Origin of the sequence: Demequina lignilytica (genome assembly GCF_030418305.1) — a bacterium.
GTDB classification, from domain to species: domain Bacteria; phylum Actinomycetota; class Actinomycetes; order Actinomycetales; family Demequinaceae; genus Demequina; species Demequina lignilytica.
In genome coordinates, this window is the sequence record NZ_JAUHPX010000002.1 from 258,269 (window position 1) to 280,235 (window position 21,967).

The following is a 21,967-nucleotide window of genomic DNA, read 5'->3' on the forward strand; positions in this document are numbered from 1 at the left end:
CGTGCCCGAGCGGACGATGCGGAGGGTCGGGATGGGCGACGAGGACGCGGCGGGCGCCGCGGCGGCTCGTCCCGCCCCCGACCGCCTCGCGGGGCTCCTCGTGGCCGCGGGGCGGGGTGACGCGGACGCCTTCGAGGCCGTCTACGACGCCACCGCCGCCTCCGTGCACGGCCTGGCGCTGCGCATCGTCCGCGACCCGGAGATGGCCCAGGACGTCACCCAGGAGGTGATGGTGGAAGTGTGGCGCCAGGCGGCGCGCTACCGCCCGGACCTCGGTTCGCCGCGGACCTGGATCCTCACGATCGCCCACCGGCGCGCCGTCGACCGGGTCCGGGCCGAGCAGGCCCACTCCGACCGGCTGCAGCGCCACGCGCGCCCCGAGATCGACGTCCACGACCAGGACGCGCTGGTCGACACGATGTTCCGCCAGTGGCAGGCGACGCGGGTCCGGGCCGGGCTCGCCGGGCTGACCCCGCTGCAACGCGAGGCGCTCGAGCTGACGTACTACAAGGGCTACACCAACGCGCAGCTGGCGCAGGCGCTCGACATCCCGCTCGGGACGGCGAAGGCCCGCATCAGGGACGCGATCATCAGGCTGAGAGACATGTGGGAGGTGACGACATGAACGACAACGTGCACGGCCTGCTCGGCGCGTACGCCGTCGACGCCGTCACCGACGCCGAGCGCGCCGCGTTCGACGCCCACCTGCCCGGCTGCGAGGACTGCGCGGCCGAGCTCGCGGGGCTGCGCGACGTCGCCGCCGCCCTCGCGGACGCCGAGGCGGTCGCACCGCCGGCCGCGCTGCGGGCGCGGGTGCTCGAGGAGGTCTCCCGCACGGCCCAGCTTCCGCCGGACGATGCGGAGGTCGCCCCCGCCGACGACCTCGCCGCGGCGCGCGAGGCCAGGCACGCGCGGTCGGGTCACCGCTGGCCGCGGTTCGTGCTCGCGGCGGCCTCGGTCGCGGTGCTCGCCGGCGTCGGCGCATTCGCCGGGGTGGTGCTGACGGAGCGCAACGCCGAGCTCGCCATGGAGCAGGACGTGATGATGGTCGCGAGCGCGCCCGACGCGCATTCGATGGACCTGGACCTGGGCACCTCGCACCTGGTGGTGAGCGACCGCATGGCGTCCGTGGTGGCGATGGGAGAGGACTGCCCGAAGCCGCACGACGGCATGGAGTACCAGCTCTGGGTGGTGATGGAGGACGGCTCCAAGCACGCGGGACCGACGTTCATGCCGGAGTCGGACGGCAGCTTCATGACCATGCTGGACGACCAGTCGATGGACGGCGTCACGGGCTTCGTCGTCACCGAGGAGCCCATGGGGGGCTCGGACGAGCCCACCGGCGACATGGTCGCGGTGGTCGAGCTCTGAGTCAGTCGCCCTCGTCGGGCTCGTCGCGCCGGAGCTGCGTCGAGATCTGGTCGGCGTCGAGCACGCGCAGCGCGGCCCCGAGGGCGTGCGAGCCGTAGGTGCCGACCGCGCGGGTCGCGAGCAGGCGGCTGCGCTGCGCGGCGATGACCGCGAGCCGGAGCTCGAGGAACTGGTCGCCCAGGTCCTCGCCCTCGGACTCCTCGTCGGAGGCGTGGACCACGGCGCGGCGCACCGCGGCGATCACCTCCGGGTCGTAGGCGCCGCCCTTCGGCCGCGCCAGGTCCGGGGCGTCGAGCACGGTGGTGGCCTCCGCGAGCAGGAGGTCGCGCAGCGCCTGGCGCTCGCGCTCGTCGTGCTCGCTCTCCCCCGCCACCCCGACGGCCTTTGCGACCCACGGCAGGGATACGCCCTGGCCCAGCAGGGAGCCGGCGGCCACCACGAACGCGATCAGCACCAGCGTCGAGCGCAGCGGCGTGTCCGCGGGCAGCGTCTGGGCCGCGGCCAGGGTGATGGCGCCCCGCATGCCGGCCCACACCAGGACCGTGCCCTCCCGCCAGCGCAGGGGCCGGTTCTCCAGGTACCGGACGTCCGCGGAGTGCACCTCGAGGCGCCGGTTGACCTTCGCGAGCGCGCGCGTGTCGAGCCGGTCCCCGGCGCCCTCGGCCCGCTCCTTCGCCTGGTCGTGCCGGGCCTGCGCGCGCTCGACGCGGCGACGGGCGACCATCACCAGGGGCGCGATGTAGCCCGCGCGGATCGCGAGCGCGAGGGCGAGGGCGGCGAGGCCGAGCCCGGCGGCGAACCACAGCGAGCCGTGCGTCTCGATGACGTCCTCGACCAGCCCGATCAGCTCGAGCCCGAGGACCAGGAACACCGCGCCCTCGAGGATCAGCTCGGCGGTCTTCCAGTTCGCGCGTTCGGAGATCCGGTCCTCGGGACGCAGGAACCGCGGTGCGCGCACCCCGGTGACCAGTCCCGCGACCACCGCGGCGACCAGGCCCGAGGCGCCCAGGGCCTCCGCCGGGACCGCCGCGGCCCACGGGGCGACGAACGACAGGGCCGTGCTGGAGGCGGCTCCGGGCACCGCGCGCCGGAGGCGGATGTTCGCCTCGCCCGCGACCAGTCCGATCACGACGGCGAGCACCACCGCGGAGGAGAAGTCCCACAGCGCCTCGCCGAAGGTCATCCCCGCGCCGGCGGCCGCCACCGCGGTGCGCACCAGCACCAGCGCGGTGGCGTCGTTGAGCATCGACTCGCCCTCGAGCACGGTGACCACCCGCGGCGACACCCCGAGCTTCTTGATGATCTGCACGGCGACCGCGTCGGTGGGGCTCACCACGGCGCCGAGCGCGATCGCGAGCGGCAGCCCGATCTCCGGCAGGACCACCCAGAAGAACAGGCCCATCAGCACGGAGCTGAGGAGCACGAGCACGACCGACAGCCCCGAGATCGAGGCGAAGTCGCGACGGAACTCCATCGCGGGCAGCGACACGGCCGCCGAGTAGAGCAGGGGCGGGATGACGCCGAGCAGGATGATCTCGGGCTCCACCTCGAGGTGCGGGACGCCGGGGAGCAGGCTCACGCCGACGCCGAGAACCACCAGCAGCAGGGGTGCCGCGACCCTCACCCGGGGCGCGATCGCGTTGACCGCGACGATCGCGGCGACCGCCGCGACCACGATCGCCAGCGCCATCTCCATGTCCCGACCCCCGCCCGCGCGACCCTCGTCGCGTCCGGCCCCCAGCCAACCACCGGACCCTGGGAGTTCGCCAGGACCACGCCGTACGGGTCGCGCCGCGACCTCGACAGGGTAAGACTGAGGCTATGGCCGAGATCCTCATGTTCCACCACGCGATGGGGCTCACCGACGGCCTGGTCGCCTTCGCGGAGCGGTTGAGGGCGGCCGGGCACGTGGTCCACACCCCCGACCTGTATGCCGGCGCGACGTTCACCGATGCGGACGAGGGGGTGGCGTACGCGCAGTCGATCGGTCATGACGCGCTCGAGGAGGCCGCCCACCTGCTCGCGCGGCGCCACCGCGGCGCCGACGTGCTGATGGGGTTCTCGCTCGGGGCGATGCCGGCGCAGCTGCTCGCCCAGGACCGTCGGCGCATGCGGGCCTGCATGCTGGTGAGCGGGGCGCTCCCGCCGTCGGCCCTCGGCGGGGTGTGGCGGCACGAGGTCGCGCTGCAGATCCACGTCGCCGACCCCGACGAGTACGTCGAGCCCGACGAGATCGACGCGTTGCTCTACCACGCGCCTCACGCGCGGGTGTACCGGTACCCGAGCAAGGGTCACCTGTTCATGGACCCCTCGCTGCCCGAGTACGACGCCGACGCCGCCGACCGCTTCGAGGAGCGCGCGACCGGCTGGCTCGCGGACATCGACGAGCACCTGCTCTCGCGCCGCCCCGCCTGACGGCTGCGGTCGCGGCGGGCGCGGGCCCGGCGCATACTGGCGGGGTGCGCTCGCGCGCATGCGGCTGAGGTTCCGCCCGCTGTGGGGCGGAGATCCTGAGGGGCCGGGGTCGGGCGTGAGGAGGGGCACCCGACCCCGTCAGCCCCCTCCGGGGCGCGGGCGCGTCGCGATCGGCGCGATCAGGACGCCCGCAGGCGCCGCCTGATCCGCTCGATCGCCTGCTCGACGGCGGCCTCGTGGCCGGACCTCGCAGCCAGGCGCGACCGTCGCCGGGACTCGTCCACCGCGTCGTCCCACGTGCCCGCCGCATCGTCCCGTCGCGCCGGCCACGGCATCCAGCGCTCGCCGTGGCGCAGGCGCTGGCTCTGCTTGAGGGCGTCGACGCGCTCCTTGTCGGCCGCCTGGCGCGGGGTGCGCGACCAGCGGGCGCCCTGGTCGGCGCCGACGACGATCTCGATGCCCTCGGTCCAGCTGTACCGCTCCTGGTAGCGGCCCTTCGCCACCGCGAAGATCAGGTTCTCGAGCTCTTCGGCGGACGCCTCGAGGGACTCGTCGCAGGCGTCGCAGCCGCAGGCCGGCGCGCGCTCCAGACCCGCGGCGCCCATCGCGACCAGGACCGACGGGAAGCTCGTCTCGGCGATCACCAGCGGCGCGCAGAGCCCATGGCGCGGCACCACGGTCGTGGTGCGCACCACCCGCACCTGGCCGTGCTCGAAGTCGCGGATCGTGTCGGGGGCGTCGTCGGGCAGGCCCTCGGTCACCTCGACGTCGACGTCGTAGGTCGCCTCGAGGTGGTCGACCAGCGCGCGCGACACCGCGATGAGCGGCTCGAACCGCTCGGGGTGGCGGGTGCGGGAGTAGGTGCGCTCGGGCGGGCCGTCGATCCCCCATCGGTCGCCGTACGGGATCGGCTCGCCGGCGGCGTCGACGAAGACGGTCGCGGGCAGCTCCGGACGCACGTACACGGAGGTCAGGGTAGCCGCATCACGTGGTTCGCGGGGTGATCGGCTCGGTGACGTCGGCGACCGTCGCCTCGAGCGTGGCGACCAGGGCCGCCGGCTCCACGGTGGCGGCGACGCCGTGGGCGCCGCCCCCGATGGACACGGGTCCGGGCCGGTCGACCACGAGCGCGTCGGCGATGACCGGCCACGGCCGCCCCGTCGCCGGGTCGGGCTCCGCGCCGAACGGCGTGATGGTGCCGCGCTCGTAGCCGGTGACGTCGCGCGCCACGTCCTTGTCGGGCATGGACAGGCGGCTCACGCCGAGCAGCTCCCGCAGCTTGGGCCAGCTGATCTCCCGGTCGCCGGGCACCAGCACCATGAGGAAGTCGCCGTCGCCGCGCCGCACCACGAGCGTCTTGAGGATCTGCCACGGCTCGAGCCCGCGGGCGGCGGCGGCCTCCTCGAGGGAGCGCACGGGCCCGTGGACGGTGACGTCGTGGTCGATGCCGGACGCGGCGAGCGCGCGCGTGGCGGGGGTGTCGGGAGCGTCGGTCATGCGCGGTGAACGCCCGGCGGGACGCGGTTACTCCCCGATGTGGCGGATGCCGCGGGCATCCGGCCCGTGCGGACCCGCGAAGGCGAGCCGGGCGACGCCGCGCACGGCCGAGACGAACCACTCGGCGATCATCTCGTCGGCCTCGCCCTCGACCCCGGAGAAGGCGACCACGAGCCCGTGCCGGACGATCCCTCCCGGGTAGACGATGTCGCCAGCCGTGTACAGGTGCGGCTGGTCGGTCCGGAGCCGCGACGTGTCGACGCCGGTGCGCTCGGCCACCTTCGCCTTCGCGACCGCGTAGCCGTAGGTCTTGGTCTCCGTGTCGCCGATGCTGCCGGTCCACAGCACCGTGCCGTCGCGACGCGCGGGGTCCAGCACCACGAGGTCGCCCACGGCGCCGCGGATCACGCGGGTGTCCGCCGCGCGGAAGATCGCCGGCCGCACCAGGTCCCAGGCCTGGGCGCACAGCTCGGGGGTGAGTCCGGTGAACATCGACGTTCCTCCTCGGGGTCGGCTCCTCTCCCCCAACGTACTCCGCGCATCGTCCCTGCCGGGGACGGGACGATGCGGCGGCCGGGACCTCCGGCGTCCCCACCCTCGGGCGGCGCGTGGGAGCATGGGCGCAACGCCAGTCATCCTCGTGATCGGACCGCCGTGACCCCCACCGAACCGCGTGAGCCCGCGCGCGCCTCCGTCGACCCCGACGAGGCCCCGGAGCTGTTCACCGGAGCCGTCTCCTACCCCGTCGCGGGCGAGGTCGCCGTGGTGCCCGCGGAGGTCCCGGCGCGCGGCGAGGGGACCGCTCCCCCGGTGCCGCGCGGGCGCGCGCTCGCGGCCCTCCTGGTGCTCGCGCTGTCCGCGTTCGCCTTCGTCACGGCGGAGGTGCTGCCGCTCGGGCTCATGACGCCGATGGCCGAGGGGCTCGGGGTCGCGGAGTCCACCGTGGGACTCCTCATCACCGTGCAGGCGCTGGTGGTCGTGGTCGGGTCGGTGCCGCTCGCGTTCGCCGTGAAGCGGCTGCGTCCGCGGACGGCGCTGCTGATGGCGCTCACGGTCTTCGCCGGCGGCCTCGCCGTGTCCGCGACGGCGGACTCGTTCGGCCAGCTGGTCGCCGGGCGCGGCGTGTCCGCGCTGGCGCACGCGCTGTTCTGGGCGGTGGTCACGCCGGCCGCCGCCGGGATGTTCCCCCAGGCGGTGCGGGGGCGGATGGTGTCGCGGCTGCTGCTGGGAGGTTCGGGCGCCGGCGTGATCGGCCTGCCGGCCTCGACCTGGCTGGCGCAGCAGGTCGGCTGGCACGCTCCGTACTGGGTGCTGGTGGCGGCCGCGGTCGCCCTCCTCGCGGCGCTGGCGATCCTCATGCCCGGCTTCCGCGCCGAGGAGGGCACGGCGGCGCGCGGCGAGCTGCCGTCGCGCGCGATGTACGTCCGCGTGCTGGTGTCGATCGCGCTCGCGGTGGGCTCGATGGCGGTGACGTGGACCTTCATCTCGCCGTTCCTGGTCCGCGTGACGGGCTTCGGGCAGGCGACGGTGCCCGCGCTCCTCGCCCTCGGCGGCGTGGTGGGCACCATCACCACGGCGTTCGTGGGCCGATACCTGGACCGCTGGCCGGTGCGGTCCGCGGTCGTGGGACTCGCACTGCTGGTGAGCATGTTCGCCGGCCTCGCGGTGGCCGGATCGAACGTGCCGGCGACGCTCGCGCTGCTGGTGCTCCAGGGCTTCGCCTGGGCGGTGGCGGTGCCCGCGCACGTCAACTGGGCGATGCGTCACGCTCCCGGCCGCACCGACGTGCTGATGGCGGGCTACCAGTCCCTGTACAACGTGGGCAACATGCTGGGGCCGATCGCGGGCGGGGCGATCCTCGCGGCCTACGGGCCGGGCTGGCTGCCCGCCGCGAGCGTGGCGCTGTCGGGCGCCGCATTCCTGGTGGTGCTCACCGTGCGCCCCTGGGGGCTGCTCGAGCGGCTGCGCCGCGAGCGCCACCGGTCCGCCCGGGCGTCGGTCAGGACGCCGCGGCGATCACGGACGAGCTGAGCGTGGCGGGGGCCGTCGGGTCGATGCCGAACACGCCCTCGCTGAAGTCGGTGCCGGTCAGCACCGCGGTCGAGCCGACCGCGAAGATCGGGGTGACGTCCGACGCGTACCACTCGCTGAAGGAGACCACGCCGCGCTGGAACAGCCCGCTCACGGCGAAGGCCCACAGCAGCGCGATCATCGCGCCGCCCACCACCAGCTGGATCGCGACGTCGATCCACGCGATCCGGCGGAACCGCTCCGCGACGGCGCCGGTCAAGGAACGGGAAACTCCGGCATTCTGAGGCGCGAGCACACGACCGTGGCGCAGGGTCCAGGTCGGTGCCGAAATGTGCGGAACTGTCATGATTTACCCCCCTCTCATGGGACTCCCTTTTGCTGGCTGGTGCAACCGGAGCAGGGGGTCATCTATTCCAACTGTCAACAAAGACGTCGCAAACGAGGGAAACGTTGGGTCAAGCCCGGCGGGGTCTCACCGCACGTCGTCGTCGACCCAGTCCAGCGTGCGGGCGACCGCCTTGAGCCAGTTGCGGTGCAGCCGCGCCGCCTCCGCCGGGTCCATCGCCGGGCTCCACCGGCGGCCCTCGCGCCAGTTGTCCCGCAGGTCGTCGAGCGAGTCCCAGTACCCCACCGCGAGGCCGGCCGCGTAGGCCGCGCCGAGCGCGGTGGTCTCGGCGACCACGGGCCGGACCACGTCGACCTGGAGCACGTCGGCGAGGAGCTGCATGAGCAGCGCGTTCGAGGTCATGCCCCCATCGACGTTGAGGGCGCGCATGGGCACCCCAGCGTCGGCCTCGCCCGCGACCACCACATCCTTGGTCTGGAACGCGGTCGCCTCGAGCACGGCGCGTGCGAGGTGGGCCTTGGTGACGTACTGCGTGAGCCCGACCACGGCACCCCGGGCGTCGGGACGCCAGTACGGGGCGAACAGCCCGGAGAACGCGGGCACGAAGTACGCGCCGCCGTTGTCGGGCACGCTCGCCGCCAGCTCCTCGATCTCCTCGGCGGAGCGGATGGACCCGAGGTTGTCGCGCAGCCACTGCACCAGGGCACCGGTCACGGCGATCGACCCCTCGAGCGCGTACTGGGCCGGCGCGTCGCCGATCCGGTAGGCGAGCGTGGTGATGAGCCCGTGCTCGCTGCGCACGCGGGTCTCGCCCGTGTGGACCAGCAGGAAGGTGCCGGTGCCGTACGTGCCCTTCGACTCACCAGGCTCGAAGGCGACCTGCCCGAACATCGCGGCGTGCTGGTCGCCCAGGATCCCCGCGATGGGCACGTCGCGCAGCAGCGACTGGCCGCCGACCACGCCGTAGACCTCGGAGCTCGAGCGGATCTCCGGCAGCATCGCCCGCGGGATCCCGAACACCTCGAGCATCTCCTCCGACCAGTCGAGCGTGTCGAGGTCCATCAGCATGGTGCGGGACGCGTTGGTCACGTCCGTGACGTGGAGGCCGCCGTCGGGCCCACCCGTCAGGCGCCACACCACCCAGGTGTCCGGGGTGCCGAACGCGAGCTCGCCCGCCTCCGCCCGCTCCCGCACGCCCGGCACGTTGTCGAGGATCCACGCGATCTTGGTCGCCGAGAAGTAGGTCGCGAGCGGCAGTCCGGTGATCTCACGGAAGCGGTCGACCCCGCCGTCGGCGGCGAGCGCGTCGACCATGGGCTGGGTGCGGGTGTCCTGCCACACGATCGCGTTCGCGACCGGCTCGCCGGTGGCGCGGTCCCAGACCATGGTGGTCTCGCGCTGGTTGGTGATGCCGACCGCCGCGAGATCGAGGCGCGTGATGTCCGCCTGCGCGAGCGCCTCCGCGATGCAGCGGCGGGTGTTGCGCCAGATCTCCTCGGGGTCGTGCTCGATCCATCCGGCCTGCGGCAGGATCTGCCGATGCTCGAGCTGGCCGCGGGACACGATCTCGCCGGCGTGGTCGAACACGATCGCACGCGTCGACGTGGTGCCCTGGTCGATCGCGATGACGTAGCGGGTCACGGGACCTCCTTGCCTGGTAGAACCACGCTACCCGGGCGGGAGGGACGATGCGCGGCGCGCCGTCGCGCGGGCGTCACCGCGAGCGGCGCGGTCCCGCCCCGGCGCGCCCGCGCGCGACCTCCACGCCGTGCGTCTCGCGCAGGATCGCGCGCACGGCGTCGACCTCCGCGCGACGGCGGCGCCGGGTCCAGCCGAGCTCCTCGCCCACCACGTCCGCGAGGTCGTCGAGGAGCGCCTCCGTGACGCGCCCCTCGAACGCGAGGGTGGTGCGGCGCAGGACCACGTCGGTGAGCCGTGCGACCCGCTCGTGACGGGCGATCCAGGCGATCTCGCCGCGCGTGACGTCGGGGGCGTCCGCGAGCCGCGCGCCCGGGTCGGCTCCCCACAGGCGTGCCCACATTCCGCCGGGCACCGACTCGGCCGCCGCGACCTCGACGGCGCGCGTGCCGTAGCGGTCGAGCAGGGTGCGGGCGCGGTCGAGCGGGACGCCCGGCAGGTGCTCGTCGATCCACCCGTCCCGCGCATCGTCCACGGGGAAGCCGGCGCCGCCGCCGATCGGCAGCCCGCGCGTGGAGACGCGTCGCGTCTCGCCGAGCAGGCCGAGCACCCGGTCCGCCGCCCGCTCCCCCAGGGCCCGCATGGTGGTCCACTTGCCGCCGACGATCGTCACCAGCGGCACCTCGGTGCCGGGCAGCGTCCCGTCCTCGAGCCGGTAGTCGCGCGGGATCTCGCCCGGGGTGGCCGCATCCGCGCGCGGAAGCGGCCGGATCCCGGCGTAGCGGAAGACGATGTCCGCGCTTCCCACGGGGATGTCGGGGAACACGTGGGCGACCAGGTCGAGGAAGTAGTCGACCTCCTCCTCGGTGCAGCGGGCGGGCTCTCGCGGGTCGGCGGGCAGGTCGCTGGTGCCGACGATCACGCGGCCGTGCTGCGGGTAGACCAGGACGATCCGGCCGTCCTCGTTCTCGAAGAAGATCTCCCGGCCCGCGCAGGCCGCGAGCAGCGCGGGGTTGTCCAGCACCAGGTGCGAGCCCTTGGTGCCGCCGAGCCACGCGGTGTGCTCGCCGAGGGCCTCCTGGGTGAGGTCCACCCAGGGACCGGTCGCGTTCACCACGACGCGCGCCGCGACCGGCACGCGCATGCCGGTGAGGAGGTCCTCGACGGCCACGTCGCCGCCGTCCATCCCGACCGCGCCGGCGTAGGTCGCCACCCGGGCGCGCGGGTTCGCGGCGAGAGCGTCGAGGGCCATCTCGAGGACCAGCCGTTCGGGCGCCCGTACGCAGGCGTCGTAGTAGGTGGCGGTCCAGCGGGTCGCGGGGTGGAGGTCGGGCAGCTCGCGGCGAGTCTGCTCGCGGCCGGCGAGGCGATGCCGCGGGACGCCCGTGCCGTCGGCCGCCCGCCCGGCGTGGGAGTAGGAGTCGTACAGACGCAGGCCCAGCTCGATGAGGGCGACGCCGCGCGGGGCGCGGCGCGCGGGGCCGTGGCCGGTGAGGAAGCGGCGAGGGGCGCCGGCGAGGCCCGCCCACGTGGTGCGGATCGGGACCGTCGTCGGCAGGGGCCGGACGTGGTGGGGGGCGGTGGCGAGCAGGTCGTTGCGCTCGGCGACGGCCTCGCGGACCAGCCGGAACTCGCCGTTCTCCAGGTAGCGGAGTCCGCCGTGGATCATCCGGGAGCTCGCCGCGGAGGTCGCGGCGGCGAGGTCGCCGCGGTCGATCAGGGTGACGTCGACGCCCTGCAGGGCGAGGTCGCGGAAGGTCGCGACGCCGTTGACGCCGCCGCCGATGATCAGGACGTCGCAGGAGGGACGGTCGCGCAGGGACGCGACGGCCGGGCGGGGCCCGGTCGCTGCCCGCGTTCGGCGTGCGCTCACGCGACCATCGTCACCCGGCTCGCGCGCCTAGCGCAACGACGGCTCGCGGTCACGGTCGCGCACCGCGGCGAGGATCACGGACCGTACGGCGTAGGCCCACAGCGGCACCACGGCCGCGATCGCGAGCTGGGTCGCGATCTCGCTGGGGCCGTGGAAGGGCGCGATGCGGATGAACAGGTCGAGCACGACGCCGAACACGACGGCGACGACGGTGATCGCGGCCACCGCGATCGTGGTGCGGAGGGCGACGGACATGAAGGCTCCTGGAGCGGCGGGCGGGACTGCGGCCAGCCTTCCATGACGCCGTCATCGCCGGTATCCCCATTTGTGGGGAATGCGGGAGAGTGCGGGCGGCGCTACCGTCAGCCCATGGCGAACCCGTCGGCGGACTCCGCGCGCGACTTCTCGGACTACCGGATCTGGATGTGGGTGTGGTGTGCGGCGGCGACCGTCGCCACCGCCGTCGCTTTCGGCGTCCTGTTCCCCTATCAGACCGTCGACAGGACCACCGGGGAGCCCCTCGAGCCCGGCTACGGCTGGCCGGCGTTCATGGGCGGCCTCGTCATCGGGGCCATCGCGTGCATCCCGGTGATGATCGGCGTCCACACGCTGTTCCGCATCCAGCACAACACGGCTCTGGCCGCCGACCGGCTGCGTGTGCGAGAGCCGCGCGACTGACCACCGGTTGCCGCCGGCAGCCCGTCGCGCGACCATGGAAGACGGGTCCCCGCTCGACAATCCAAGGAGCGCGCCATGACCAGCATCAAGGACGCCGCGGACCACTTCCTCGCCCACCACCGCATCGCCGTCACGGGTGTCTCCTCGCATCCCGAGGGACACGGCTCGAACGCGGTGTACCAGCGCCTCAAGGAGAAGGGCTACGAGGCCTTCGCGATCAACCCGAACTCCCCCACGGTCGAGGGCGACACCGCCTACCCGACGCTGTCCGCGGTCCCGGGCGGGGTCGAGGCCGTCGTGATCGGCACCCGTCCCGCGCATGCGCTGGGCACGGTCAAGGAGGCCGCCGAGCTCGGGATCTCCGAGGTGTGGATGCACCGGGCCTTCGGCTCGGGATCCGTGGACAAGGACGCCGTGACGTGGGGGCGCGAGCACGGGATGACGGTGATCGACGGGGGGTGCCCGCTCATGTTCGGCGACACGGCGGACGGCGCGCACCAGACGATGTGCCGCATGCTCACCTGGACCCGCAAGGTGCCCAAGGAGGTCTAACCCCTACTGCCTGTCCCCCGGTGCCGCTAGGTTCGAGGCATGAGGGCACTGCACACGTCCGATTGGCACATCGGACGCACGTTTCACGGTCATTCGACGGACGATCACCTCGCGCAGGTGCTCGCCGCGATCGCCCAGGCGGTGAGGGACCACCACGTCGACGTGGTGATCGTCGCTGGCGACGTCTTCGACTCCTCGACCCCGAAGGCCGAGGCGTTCACCATGCTCAACAGCGCGGTGCGCGCGATCCGGTCGGCGGGCGCGCAGGTGGTGCTCACGTCGGGCAACCACGACGGCCCGGCGCGGCTGGGACACCTCGCGGAGTTCGCGGCCTTCGGCGGCGTCCACGTCCTGGCGGACCTGAGGCGTCTCGCGGTCCCGGTCGCCGTGCCCGACGCGCACGGCGAGGTGCTCGTCTACGGCATCCCGTACGTGCACCCGGAGTTCCTCCGCGGCGCCTTCGAGGACTTCGACGGCCGCACCCACGAGGCGGCGCTGAGCTTCGCGATGGACCTCATCCGGGACGATGCGCGGGCACGGGTCGGCGAGGGCGCCCGGTACGTCGTGGCATCGCACTGCTTCGCCTCGGGCGAGGCGGGCGGCGGCGGCCGGGAGGTGCACGAGACCACCGAGTCCACGGGACGCTCCGAGGAGCGCGACATCACGCGGGGCGGCCTCGACATCGTGCCGCCGGGCGTGTTCCAGGGCCCGGCGTACACGGCGCTGGGCCACATCCACTCGCGCGCGACGCTCCGCGAGGACCTGCGGTACTCGGGCGCGCCGCTCAGGTTCAGCTTCGGCGAGCTGAGCTCAGCCAAGGGGGCGTGGCTGGTCGACATCGGGGCGGCGGGGCTCGAGGGCGTCGAGTGGCTCGAGCTGCCGACCCCGCGGCGCGCGGTCCGGCTCACCGGCACTCTCGATCACCTGCTGTCCCCCGGCGTCCATGAGGAGGACCGGGACGCCTGGGTCGACATCGTGCTCACCGACGACCTGCGCCCCCGCGACGCCATGCGCCGCGCCCAGGAGAAGTTCCCGCACGCGGTGACACTCGCGCATCGTCCCTCCACGGTCGCCGCCCACGCCCGGGAGACCTACGCGGACCGCACCCGCGGCAAGTCGGACGCGGAGCTCATCGAGGCGTTCCTCGGCTTCACGCGCAACGGTCACGGGGCGTCTCCCGAGGAGCAGGAGCTGCTCGCGGACAGCCTGCAGGCCCTCGATGCGAAGGAGGCGACGCGATGAAGGCGCTGCGCCTCGAGATCGAGGGATTCGGACCGTACCTCGCACGCCAGACGGTCGATTTCCGCGCGTTCGACGCGGAGGGGCTGTTCGTCATCTCCGGCAAGACCGGCGCCGGCAAGTCGACCATCCTCGACGCGATCACCTTCGCCCTCTACGGCGACGTGCCGCGCTACACCGGCACGGAGAAGTCCATCCGCAGCCACTTCTGCGGCGAGGAGGACCCGACCGAGGTGGTGCTCGATTTCGAGGTCGGCACCGAGACGTATCGGATCCGCCGCAGCCCCGACTACGAGCGGGTCAAGCAGCGCGGCGAGGGCACCACGGTGCAGCCTGCGGAGGCGCAGCTGTGGGTCCGTCGCGGCGACGACTGGGAGGCGCTCGCGATGAAGCCGCGCGAGGCCGGCCAGGAGATCGCGCGCATCATGCAGCTCACGCCGGAGCAGTTCCTCCAGGTGATCCTGCTCGCGCAGGGACGGTTCGCGGAGTTCCTGCAGGCCGGCACGGACAGCCGGCTGCGGCTGCTGCGGTCGCTGTTCGGCACGCAGCGGTTCGAGGAGCTGACCGCGCACCTGCGGGACATCGCGCGGCAGCGGGCGCGGGCGCTCGAGGCGGCCGACGCGGAGCTCGAGGTGCTGGTCTCGGGCGCGGTGGCGGTGGCGGCCGCGGCGTCGCCTGAGGAGATCGCCGCGCCGGCACCGGCGGAGCGCGAGGCGTGGTTCGCCGCGACCGTCGAGTCGCTCACGGGCCTGGCCGCGCGGCTCGCGGGGGCGGCGACGTCCGCCGCGGAGGGGGCAGACGCGGCCAAGTCGACGCTGACGGAGGCGCGCGGGGTCGAGGCGCAGCGACGCCGCCTCACGGACGCACGGGACAAGGTCGGGGCGCTCGAGGCGCGGTCCGAGGTGCACGCGGAGGACCGGTCCCGGCTGGATCGCGCACGCCGGGCGGCGCCGGTGTCCTCCGCGATGGAGGCGTCGCAGGGCGCCGAGGCACGGCTCGCGTCGGCGACGGAGCGTCGGGACGCGGCGCTGGTGTCGCTGCGGTCGGCGGAGGTGGCGGGCCTGGCGTGGCCCGCGGCGTCGGGCGATCTTTCGCAGGCGTCAGTCGAGGCCCTGCGGGCGCGGACGTCCGAGCTCGCGTCGGAGCGCGGCTCGCTCGCGGAGGCGCTGGAGGCCGAGGGCAGGCTCGCGTCGCTGGAGCAGGCGCGCGAGCAGGCCGAAGGCGGCCTGGAGGCGGCGCAGGAGGCACGGTCGCATGCCCAGGAGCAGCTGGCGGCGCTGCCGGCGCGGGAGCAGGCGCTGCGCACCGAGCTCGACGGGGCCACCGCGGCGGCAGCCAGGCTCGCGGACCTCGAGGATGCGGTCGCGCGCGAGGAGAAGGCGGCGACGGCGCACGAGCGCATCGACGCCGCCCAGGCGACGCTGCAGGCGGCGCGGGAGCAGGAGGCGACGGCCTCGGCGCGGCGGCTCGGGGCGGTCGACCGGCACGACGCGCTCCTGCGGCTGCGGCTCAAGTCGCAGGCCGCCGTGCTGGCGGGGGCGCTCGAGGAGGGCAAGCCGTGCGCGGTGTGCGGCTCGACGTCGCACCCCTACCCGGCGCAGCCCACGGACGCGCACGTCACGGACGAGGCGGTCGAGGAGGCACGGGCCTTCGCGGACCGGATCGTCAAGGAGTTCGAGGAGTTCCAGGACAGGGCCGCGGCGGCGGCCACGGCGCTCGAGGTCGCGCAGGCGGAGGCCGGCGGACGGTCGCGCGAGGAGGTCACGGCGGCGCTCACGGCCGCGGTCGAGGCGCGCGACGGGGCCAAGGCCGCGGCGGGTCGCAAGTCGGCGCTGGAGTCCGAGCTCGAGGCGCTCGGCGCGGAGCGGGAGCGGCTGGGCCGGTTGATCGAGGAGCGCGGCGCGGCGGTCGAGGCCGCCCAGGCGCGGGCCACCCAGGCGGCCGCGGCGGTGGCGGCGGCGGGCGAGACGATCGCGCGCGGGCGGGGCGAGCACGCGTCGGTCGCGGCGCGGGCGGCCGCGCTGGAGTCGGCGCGCGGCCTGGTCGACGCCGTGGCCGGGGCGTCGGAGGCGCTCGGTTCGTCGCGCGCGTCCGCCGAGGAGGCGCGCGGGGCGGTGGAACGGGCGGCCGCGGCGACGGGGCTGGGCGACCTCGAGGCGGTGCGGGCGGCGCTGCTCCCCCGACCCGAGATGGACGCGCTCGCGGCGCGCATCGAGCAGCACGAGGCGGACCTCAGCGGGGCGCGTGCCGTGGTCGCGGAGCTCGAGTCGGTGCCGTTGCCGGAGGAGGTCGCGGACCTGGTCGCGCTCGAGGCGGCCGCCGCGGAGGCGGACGCGGGCGCGAAGGAGGCGGCCCGCGCATCGTCCGACGCCGCGTCGGCGGTGGGCCAGTTCACCCGGCTCGCGGAGAACCACGCGGTGAAGGCGGCGTCCACGGCGGAGGCGCGCGAGCGGCACCAGGCGGTCGACACCCTCGCCAACACCCTCGAGGGCAAGGAGCCCAACGAGCGGCGGATGCGGCTCGAGAGCTTCGTGCTCGCGGCGCGGCTGGAGGAGATCGTGGCGGCGGCGAACGCTCGGCTCACCACCATGTCGAGCGGCCAGTACCTGCTCGAGTACGACGACAGCGCGCAGTTCCGGAACAAGCAGACCGGCCTCGAGCTCACCATCGCGGACGCGCACACGGGCCGGTCGCGGTCGACGCGGTCGTTGTCGGGCGGCGAGACGTTCCTCGCCTCGCTCGCGCTGGCGCTCGGGCTCGCGGAGACGGTGACGTCGGCGGCGGGCGGCATCCAGCTCGACACGATCTTCATCGACGAGGGCTTCGGCTCGCTCGACGAGGACACCCTCGAGGTCGCCATGTCGACGCTCGACGACCTGCGTGACGCGGGCCGCACGGTCGGCCTCATCTCCCACGTGGAGACCATGAAGGAGGCCATCCCGGCAAAGCTCGAGGTGGTCAAGTCGGGCGACGGATCCAGCTCGGTGGCGGTGGTGCTCGGCGACGGGTGAGGATGCCCGCGCCCGGCCCGGTTGGCCCTGCCCACCGCAGCCCCGGCGCGCCTCGCCCCGCCCTGCCGCCGGAGAGGCCTCGGCGTAGCCTGGAGATGAACACAGGACGCTGAACGATGCCCGTTCGCCCGTGCACCCGGACACCTCCGGAGGGGCAGTGGACGGAGGTGCGTCATGTCTGCGCGCACGGTGGCGGCGTGGGCCGCCATGGCCGTGATCGGGGCGGCAGGAGCGGCGGGATGCAGCACGGTCGCCGACGAGCTCGAGAGCGATCTCGCCGCGATGACGAGCGAACGGGATGCGCTGGCGAGCCAGGTCGAGCAGCTGCAGGCCGAGCATGCGGCGGCCGCGGCGCGATACGACGCCGCTGACGCGACTCGGGCCGGCTTCGAGTCGACGCTTGACGACGACTCCCGGTACGCGGACCCGGAGGCCATGATCGAGGACCTGTCGACGTACTGGACCGCGACGGCGATCCTCGACGACATCTACATCGGCCCCCAGCCGATCGCCGACGGACTCATGTACGACCTCTTCGAGACGGGCGGATCCCAGCTCGACCTCCGGCAGAGCTGGATCGATCCCGATGGCTCCACGAGCGGGGCGGTCTGGCTGTGGCACGGCCGCAACATCTTCGACAACCCGTTCGAGCTGGTGATGGTGACGGTCACGACGTACGACGACGAGGGCCTGATCACGGACTTCTACCGGTCGTACCCCTACGACCAGGACTTCTTCCACGAGGCCCTGCGCGGCGAGGGTACGCCGACCGACGCCACCGGCACGGCCTGGTAGCCGAGACCCGAGGGCGGTCCGCGGGCCGCGGCCCGTGGCCCGTGGCCCGCGGCCCGCGGACGAGCCGCGGCGCCGCCCTCGCTCACCCTGCACGACCGCGCCCGTGATGCGACCCTGGAGAGACGCGGGCAGCCGCGCCCGCGGCAAGGAGTCCCCACCATGTCGCTCGACGTTCCCTCACCGCACGCCTCCGCTCCCGCCGATGCCTGGGCCGAGCATGTGTTCTCGGCAGCGCTCGGCGCGATCGACATCCTCGCGATCCACCTGGGCGACCGACTGGGCTGGTACCGCGCCCTCGCCTCGGACGGGCCGCTCACCGCGGACGACCTCGCCCGGCTCACCGGCACCCATCCGCGCTACGCCCGCGAGTGGCTGGAGCAGCAGGCGACCTCGGGACTGATCGTCGCGATCGACGACGGGCCGATGCGCTTCGCCCTTCCCGCCGGTGCCGCCGAGGCGCTCACCGACACCCGCTCGCTCGCGTACATCGCGCCGCTCGCACGGATGCTCGCGGGGGCGGCCGCGCAGATGCCGGCGTTGCTCGACGCCTACCGGACGGGCCGCGGGGTGAGCTGGGAGCAGCTGGGCGACGATGCACGCTGGTCCCAGGCCGACATGAACCGCCCCTGGTTCGAGCAGATGCTCGGCGAGGCGATCGAGGGGGTGCCCGAGATCCACGACGTGCTCGAGCGGGAGGACGCGCGGATCGTCGACGTGGCGTGTGGGGCGGGGTGGTCGACGATCGCCCTCGCGCACGCCTACCCGGGGGCGACGATCGTCGGGGTCGACATCGACGCCCCGTCGATCGAGATGGCCCGGGTCAACGCGGCCGAGGCGGGGGTGGCGGGCCGGGTGGAGTTCGTCGCGATGGATTCGGCGGAGCTCACCGAGAACTACCGTGCCTCTTTCGACGGCGCCTTCATCTTCGAGGCGCTGCACGACATGCCCCGGCCCGTGGAGGTGCTCGACGCGATCCGCGCGTGCGTGAAGTCGGACGGCGTGGTCGTGGTCATGGACGAAGGGGTCGGCGACGCCCCTGTGTCCGTCGGCGACGAGGTCGAGAGGCTCATGTACGGCTTCAGCCTCTTCGTGTGCCTGCCGGACGGGATGTCGTCGCAGCCGTCGGCGGGGACGGGGACGGTGATGCGACCCTCCGTGCTCGCGAGCTACGCGCGGGAGGCGGGATTCTCGAGCGTCTCGGTGCTGCCGATCGACGGCTTTTCGTTCTTCCGTTTCTACCGGCTGCACCTGCGCGACGCCGCGTAGCCCCCCGCACCCTCGCCTTCGTCCCGCGCTGGCCTATCCGTGCTGGCCGCACGCATGCCTGTGCGGCGCTCACCCGGGGGGCGGCGCCGTCGGGGCGGGGTCATTGGTCGGGGGGTCGGGGCGGCTTGGTGGGCTCGGCGGGCTCGGTGGGCTCGGCGGGCTCGGTGGGGTGGGTGGGCTGGGTGGGGTGGGTGGGGTGGGTGGGCTGTGGCGTGTGGCTGCGGGGCGCGTGGAAGCGTGCGCGGCCGCCGAGCCTGGGGGTGCGGGTGGGGTCGATGGTGGCGGGCGGGGTGAAGTGGACGGAGGTGGGGGTGGCGTGGATGTCCCAGTGTTGGGTGTGGATGGTGTGGTGGCAGTGGCGGCAGAGCAGGATGCCGTTGGCGAGGTCGGTCGGGCCGGTGTCGCGTCCCCACCAGCGGATGTGGTGGACCTCGGTCCAGGCCGGCGGTGCTCCGCAGAACGCGCAGCCGCCGTCGCGTTCGGTCAGGGCGAGGCGTTGGGCTTTGGTGAACAGGCGCCGGGCCCTGCCCCAGTCGAGGACCTCGCCGTGGGTGCCGAGGACGGCGGGGATGATGTCCGCGTCGGCGGCCATGCGGCGCAGCGTCGCGGGATCCAGCGGTATGGGGGATCCGTCGAGGTCGGCGTGTCCGACCCGGTCGCGTAGGGAGGCTTCGTCGATGCGGACGACCATGGTCACCGACGCGAGCGGCAGGTCCGTCGCGGTGCAGGCCAGGCCGTGGCGGGCCAGACGGGCGAGGGCGTCGGCGCGCATCTGGTCGGTGGTGCGGGTGTCGGCTCCGATGGCGTCTTGGCTGCGGCGCATGTCGTCGCCGACGAGGGCGTCGAGTGCGGTGCGGATCGGTGCGGCGGTCTCGGGGTCGAGCTGTCCGGTGATGACGGTCATGCCGGCACGGTTGTCGTAGATCCGCAGCATGCGGGAGGTGCGCATGCGGGTCAGCTCGCGTTCGTGGCCGTCGGGGTCGAGGCGTGCACGCCACTGGCGGATGATCCGGGCCAGGCGGTCTGCGGCCAACCCGTGGGCCTTGCCCACCAGGACCTCCTCGGCATCGGACAGGACCTGCGGGTCCACGACCCCGTCGAGCGCGTCGAGCATCACGGTGATCTGCGAGGCCGCCTCAACCGACAGGTCCCCTGCCGCCAGTGCCGCCGCCACATACGGATGCCGCGGCGGCGGCGGCGTGGGGTTCGGTGTCGGGTTGGGGGTCGACTCGTCAGGGTCAGGCTCACCGTCGCCATCAGGGTCACCACCACCATCAGGGTCGGGGTCGCCATCAGGGTCGGGGTTGGGGGCGCCGTCGGGGTCGGGGTTGGGGGCGCCGTCGGGGTCGGGGTTGGGGGCGCCGTCGGGGTGGGGGTTGGGGGTGTCGGTGTCACCGTTGTCGAGCTCGTCGATTGCGGCGGCGTTCTCGGCGTCCTCGAGGAGGCGACCGACGCCAAGGAGCCGGAACGCCTCAGCGCGGGTCGACCCGCGTCGGGCGGCCATCAGGTCTGCCGTGGAGCGGTGTCCGCACCTGCGTGCGAGCCCTCCTGCGGGGGCGTCCTCGGAGCGGCGCTCGATGCCGCGGCCCAGGCGTGCCACGACCAGGTCGACCTCCCGACCTACCGTGCTCGCCTCGTCGAACTGAGCCAGGAGCGCGTCCGCCTGGCAGTCATCAGCCAGCGCGGCGAGCTCCCGCATCTGCGTCAGCGCCGCCGACGCCCGCGCGCAGGCCGCCGCGAACTCCCCCGAGGTGTCCCCCGGGAGCTCGTCGAACAGTCCGGCCGTGTCCATGACCCCATCACACCAGAGCCCTCTGACATCGGGATCCGATCATCCACCCTGGTAGACATGTGAATTCGGGCCCGCCCACCTCAGCCTGTGGACGTCAGTCGGAACGGGGAGCGCCTTCGACTCGCGGCGTGGCCGCGCGGCCGGAAGGCGCGGAATCCAAGCACTCCTCGCCGTGTGCCCACCTCCAGCCCTACCGGCCCGATAGCGTGGACCCGAGGAGGCCGACGATGTCCCACCCCGAGGTGCCGGAGGCGCCGCACACGGGCGCACCACCCACGGGCGCACCACATGAAGGCGCACCACATGAAGGCGCACCGCCCACGGGCGCCCCGCGCCCGGCGACCGCGCCCGCTCCGCGCCTCGCCGGCTCCCACGCCCGCCGTCAGCTGAGCCTCGCCTACTCGATCAACATGGCCTACTTCCTGTGGTTCTGGGTCGCGCTCGCGCTGGGCTACTGGGTGTTCTCGTGGTTCGGCAGGGTCCCGGGCGAGGACACCCTGCGCGAGGCCGGCCCGCTCGGCTGGGTGGCGATCCTGGCGGGCGGGATGGTGCTGGGCGCGCCGAGCTGGATCGGCATGCGCTACGCCCGCCGCGCAAGGCGCGCCGGCGTCGGCGTCCGTGCCACGCGCGCGCTCGCCTTCAACATCGCCCTCGCCGGCGCGGCGATCCTCATCATCGGCCTCGGTTCGTAGGCCGGCGCTGGGTCGCCGCGGAGCGGCCGCTCACCCCAGCGTGTCGAGGTCCCCGTCCAGCACGTGCACCTGCCGCGCCACGGCGGCCCGCGCGAGCGCCCGCGCCCGCGAGCGACGCCACGCCAGCCCGACCGCCACCACCGCGCCCGTCAGCGCTCCCTCGAGCAGCGCCCACAGCAGGTGATGCGGGATCAGCACCTCGAGCGCCGCGCCGGACACCGCCACCGCGGCACCGCCCATGGCGAGGACCCCGACCAGCACCACCGACGAGGCGAGAACGCTCGCCCCTGCCGCCAGCGCCGCGGCACCGACGCGCCAGGCATCGGAGATCGACCCCACAGACCCGGTCCCGGCCACCAGCCGCAGCACGCCGCGATAGACGGCCCACCCGACCAGCACACCGACCACGCCCATCACGACCACGTTCGCGCCCAGCGCCAGGACTCCCCCGTCAGCGAGCACCAGCGCCTCCAGCGCCAGCACCGCCGCCATCACCACCAGCCCCAGCCACGGCCCCAGCGCGATCGCGAGCAGCGCCCCGCCCACCAGGTGGGCGGTGTGCGCACCGTACACCGGCACGTCCACCAGATGCGCGGCCAGGACGGCGCCAGCCCCGACCAGCGCCGACGCGACCCGCGGGCTCCCACGCCGCAGGCTCCAGCCGGCGGCGCCGACCGCCCCCACCGCCGCGACCCCCGTCACCGTCAAAGCCACGGGATCGAGCACTCCATCAGGGATATGCATGATCGCCCCCTCTCACCGAACCACCGA

Annotated in this window: 21 protein-coding genes; 11 read left to right on the plus strand and 10 right to left on the minus strand. The window is 74.0% G+C overall.

All coding sequences use genetic code 11. The annotated features are described in order from the left end of the window. Nucleotide 1 precedes the first annotated feature (1 nt). Complete coding sequence (locus QQX10_RS04540; protein ID WP_301118495.1) at nucleotides 2–625, plus strand: sigma-70 family RNA polymerase sigma factor; 624 nt, start codon at nucleotides 2–4, stop codon at nucleotides 623–625. Beyond that, nucleotides 622–1,371: an anti-sigma factor gene (locus QQX10_RS04545; protein WP_301118496.1), complete on the plus strand. Its 750-nt coding sequence runs from the start codon at nucleotides 622–624 to the stop codon at nucleotides 1,369–1,371. The genes QQX10_RS04540 and QQX10_RS04545 overlap by 4 nt, the downstream gene beginning before the upstream one ends. Nucleotide 1,372: 1 nt before the next feature. On the opposite strand, the gene QQX10_RS04550 is transcribed toward QQX10_RS04545, so the two are convergent. Continuing rightward, the gene (locus tag QQX10_RS04550) at nucleotides 1,373–3,067 is read right to left on the minus strand and encodes a cation:proton antiporter (RefSeq protein WP_301118497.1); all 1,695 of its coding nucleotides are present in this window, start codon (nucleotides 3,065–3,067) and stop codon (nucleotides 1,373–1,375) included. A gap of 125 nt (nucleotides 3,068–3,192) precedes the next feature. On the opposite strand from QQX10_RS04550, the gene QQX10_RS04555 reads away from it, so the two are divergent. Beyond that, on the plus strand, nucleotides 3,193–3,786 hold the full coding sequence (locus tag QQX10_RS04555; protein ID WP_301118498.1) for a dienelactone hydrolase family protein: 594 nt from the start codon (nucleotides 3,193–3,195) through the stop codon (nucleotides 3,784–3,786). Between the two features lie 179 nt (nucleotides 3,787–3,965). On the opposite strand, the gene QQX10_RS04560 is transcribed toward QQX10_RS04555, so the two are convergent. From QQX10_RS04560 to QQX10_RS04570, 3 genes are read right to left on the minus strand one after another with little or no spacing between them, the layout of a single operon-like run. Beyond that, nucleotides 3,966–4,751, minus strand: coding sequence for a DUF6226 family protein (locus QQX10_RS04560; protein WP_301118499.1), 786 nt, complete (start codon nucleotides 4,749–4,751; stop codon nucleotides 3,966–3,968). Between the two features lie 19 nt (nucleotides 4,752–4,770). After that, on the minus strand, nucleotides 4,771–5,283 hold the full coding sequence (locus QQX10_RS04565) for an aminoacyl-tRNA deacylase (RefSeq protein ID WP_301118500.1): 513 nt from the start codon (nucleotides 5,281–5,283) through the stop codon (nucleotides 4,771–4,773). 27 nt (nucleotides 5,284–5,310) lie between these two features. Then, nucleotides 5,311–5,775 (minus strand): hypothetical protein, encoded by a 465-nt coding sequence (locus tag QQX10_RS04570; RefSeq protein ID WP_301118501.1) that lies wholly within the window; start codon nucleotides 5,773–5,775, stop codon nucleotides 5,311–5,313. 162 nt (nucleotides 5,776–5,937) lie between these two features. Between QQX10_RS04570 and QQX10_RS04575 the strand changes: the two genes are divergently transcribed. Continuing rightward, nucleotides 5,938–7,314: an MFS transporter gene (locus QQX10_RS04575; RefSeq protein ID WP_301118502.1), complete on the plus strand. Its 1,377-nt coding sequence runs from the start codon at nucleotides 5,938–5,940 to the stop codon at nucleotides 7,312–7,314. Here QQX10_RS04575 and QQX10_RS04580 read toward each other — a convergent pair. The 4 genes from QQX10_RS04580 to QQX10_RS04595 form a co-directional block, all read right to left on the minus strand. Further along, the gene (locus QQX10_RS04580) at nucleotides 7,283–7,573 is read right to left on the minus strand and encodes a hypothetical protein (RefSeq protein ID WP_301118503.1); all 291 of its coding nucleotides are present in this window, start codon (nucleotides 7,571–7,573) and stop codon (nucleotides 7,283–7,285) included. The two genes, QQX10_RS04575 and QQX10_RS04580, sit on opposite strands and share 32 nt — an antisense overlap. A 213-nt stretch (nucleotides 7,574–7,786) precedes the next feature. Next, nucleotides 7,787–9,301 carry a glycerol kinase GlpK gene (gene glpK, locus QQX10_RS04585; protein ID WP_301118504.1) on the minus strand — a complete coding sequence of 505 codons (1,515 nt, stop codon included), beginning with the start codon at nucleotides 9,299–9,301 and terminating at the stop codon, nucleotides 7,787–7,789. A gap of 73 nt (nucleotides 9,302–9,374) precedes the next feature. Beyond that, nucleotides 9,375–11,171 (minus strand): glycerol-3-phosphate dehydrogenase/oxidase, encoded by a 1,797-nt coding sequence (locus QQX10_RS04590; RefSeq protein WP_301118505.1) that lies wholly within the window; start codon nucleotides 11,169–11,171, stop codon nucleotides 9,375–9,377. Between the two features lie 27 nt (nucleotides 11,172–11,198). After that, entirely contained in the window at nucleotides 11,199–11,426 is a 228-nt protein-coding gene (locus tag QQX10_RS04595; RefSeq protein WP_301118506.1) for a hypothetical protein, read from the minus strand. Between the two features lie 114 nt (nucleotides 11,427–11,540). On the opposite strand from QQX10_RS04595, the gene QQX10_RS04600 reads away from it, so the two are divergent. The 6 genes from QQX10_RS04600 to QQX10_RS04625 all read left to right on the plus strand — a co-directional run bounded on the left by QQX10_RS04600 (nucleotide 11,541) and on the right by QQX10_RS04625 (nucleotide 18,712). Continuing rightward, a complete protein-coding gene (locus QQX10_RS04600; RefSeq protein ID WP_301118507.1) occupies nucleotides 11,541–11,849 on the plus strand; it encodes a hypothetical protein in 309 nt (102 codons plus the stop codon). Nucleotides 11,850–11,924: 75 nt separating this feature from the next. Further along, nucleotides 11,925–12,401, plus strand: coding sequence for a CoA-binding protein (locus tag QQX10_RS04605; RefSeq protein ID WP_301118508.1), 477 nt, complete (start codon nucleotides 11,925–11,927; stop codon nucleotides 12,399–12,401). Between the two features lie 39 nt (nucleotides 12,402–12,440). Beyond that, nucleotides 12,441–13,643, plus strand: a complete 1,203-nt coding sequence (locus QQX10_RS04610) for an exonuclease SbcCD subunit D (protein ID WP_301118509.1) — start codon at nucleotides 12,441–12,443, stop codon at nucleotides 13,641–13,643. After that, on the plus strand, nucleotides 13,640–16,651 hold the full coding sequence (locus tag QQX10_RS04615; RefSeq protein ID WP_301118510.1) for an AAA family ATPase: 3,012 nt from the start codon (nucleotides 13,640–13,642) through the stop codon (nucleotides 16,649–16,651). The genes QQX10_RS04610 and QQX10_RS04615 overlap by 4 nt, the downstream gene beginning before the upstream one ends. A 174-nt stretch (nucleotides 16,652–16,825) precedes the next feature. Continuing rightward, a complete protein-coding gene (locus QQX10_RS04620; RefSeq protein WP_301118511.1) occupies nucleotides 16,826–17,446 on the plus strand; it encodes a hypothetical protein in 621 nt (206 codons plus the stop codon). A gap of 159 nt (nucleotides 17,447–17,605) precedes the next feature. After that, entirely contained in the window at nucleotides 17,606–18,712 is a 1,107-nt protein-coding gene (locus QQX10_RS04625; protein WP_301118512.1) for a class I SAM-dependent methyltransferase, read from the plus strand. A 100-nt stretch (nucleotides 18,713–18,812) separates the two neighbouring features. On the opposite strand, the gene QQX10_RS04630 is transcribed toward QQX10_RS04625, so the two are convergent. After that, a complete protein-coding gene (locus tag QQX10_RS04630; RefSeq protein WP_301118513.1) occupies nucleotides 18,813–20,504 on the minus strand; it encodes an HNH endonuclease signature motif containing protein in 1,692 nt (563 codons plus the stop codon). A gap of 227 nt (nucleotides 20,505–20,731) precedes the next feature. Here QQX10_RS04630 and QQX10_RS04635 point away from each other — a divergent pair, with 227 nt between their 5' ends. Then, nucleotides 20,732–21,196: a hypothetical protein gene (locus QQX10_RS04635; protein WP_301118514.1), complete on the plus strand. Its 465-nt coding sequence runs from the start codon at nucleotides 20,732–20,734 to the stop codon at nucleotides 21,194–21,196. A gap of 30 nt (nucleotides 21,197–21,226) precedes the next feature. Here the strand turns inward: QQX10_RS04635 and QQX10_RS04640 are convergent, their stop codons facing one another. Beyond that, nucleotides 21,227–21,940, minus strand: a complete 714-nt coding sequence (locus QQX10_RS04640) for an energy-coupling factor ABC transporter permease (RefSeq protein WP_301118515.1) — start codon at nucleotides 21,938–21,940, stop codon at nucleotides 21,227–21,229. Nucleotides 21,941–21,967: the final 27 nt, after the last annotated feature.

Bases quoted from the DNA above. Each gene is read 5' to 3' on its own strand.
- QQX10_RS04630 (WP_301118513.1), bottom strand. From the start codon at position 20,504: ATGGACACGGCCGGACTGTTCGACGAGCTCCCGGGGGACACCTCGGGG.
- QQX10_RS04555 (WP_301118498.1), top strand. From the start codon at position 3,193: ATGGCCGAGATCCTCATGTTCCACCACGCGATGGGGCTCACCGACGGC.
- QQX10_RS04620 (WP_301118511.1), top strand. From the start codon at position 16,826: ATGTCTGCGCGCACGGTGGCGGCGTGGGCCGCCATGGCCGTGATCGGG.
- QQX10_RS04565 (WP_301118500.1), bottom strand. From the start codon at position 5,283: ATGACCGACGCTCCCGACACCCCCGCCACGCGCGCGCTCGCCGCGTCC.
- QQX10_RS04625 (WP_301118512.1), top strand. From the start codon at position 17,606: ATGTCGCTCGACGTTCCCTCACCGCACGCCTCCGCTCCCGCCGATGCC.
- QQX10_RS04635 (WP_301118514.1), top strand. From the start codon at position 20,732: ATGTCCCACCCCGAGGTGCCGGAGGCGCCGCACACGGGCGCACCACCC.
- QQX10_RS04610 (WP_301118509.1), top strand. From the start codon at position 12,441: ATGAGGGCACTGCACACGTCCGATTGGCACATCGGACGCACGTTTCAC.
- QQX10_RS04640 (WP_301118515.1), bottom strand. From the start codon at position 21,940: ATGCATATCCCTGATGGAGTGCTCGATCCCGTGGCTTTGACGGTGACG.
- QQX10_RS04605 (WP_301118508.1), top strand. From the start codon at position 11,925: ATGACCAGCATCAAGGACGCCGCGGACCACTTCCTCGCCCACCACCGC.
- QQX10_RS04550 (WP_301118497.1), bottom strand. From the start codon at position 3,067: ATGGAGATGGCGCTGGCGATCGTGGTCGCGGCGGTCGCCGCGATCGTC.
- QQX10_RS04615 (WP_301118510.1), top strand. From the start codon at position 13,640: ATGAAGGCGCTGCGCCTCGAGATCGAGGGATTCGGACCGTACCTCGCA.
- QQX10_RS04545 (WP_301118496.1), top strand. From the start codon at position 622: ATGAACGACAACGTGCACGGCCTGCTCGGCGCGTACGCCGTCGACGCC.
- QQX10_RS04570 (WP_301118501.1), bottom strand. From the start codon at position 5,775: ATGTTCACCGGACTCACCCCCGAGCTGTGCGCCCAGGCCTGGGACCTG.
- QQX10_RS04600 (WP_301118507.1), top strand. From the start codon at position 11,541: ATGGCGAACCCGTCGGCGGACTCCGCGCGCGACTTCTCGGACTACCGG.
- QQX10_RS04595 (WP_301118506.1), bottom strand. From the start codon at position 11,426: ATGTCCGTCGCCCTCCGCACCACGATCGCGGTGGCCGCGATCACCGTC.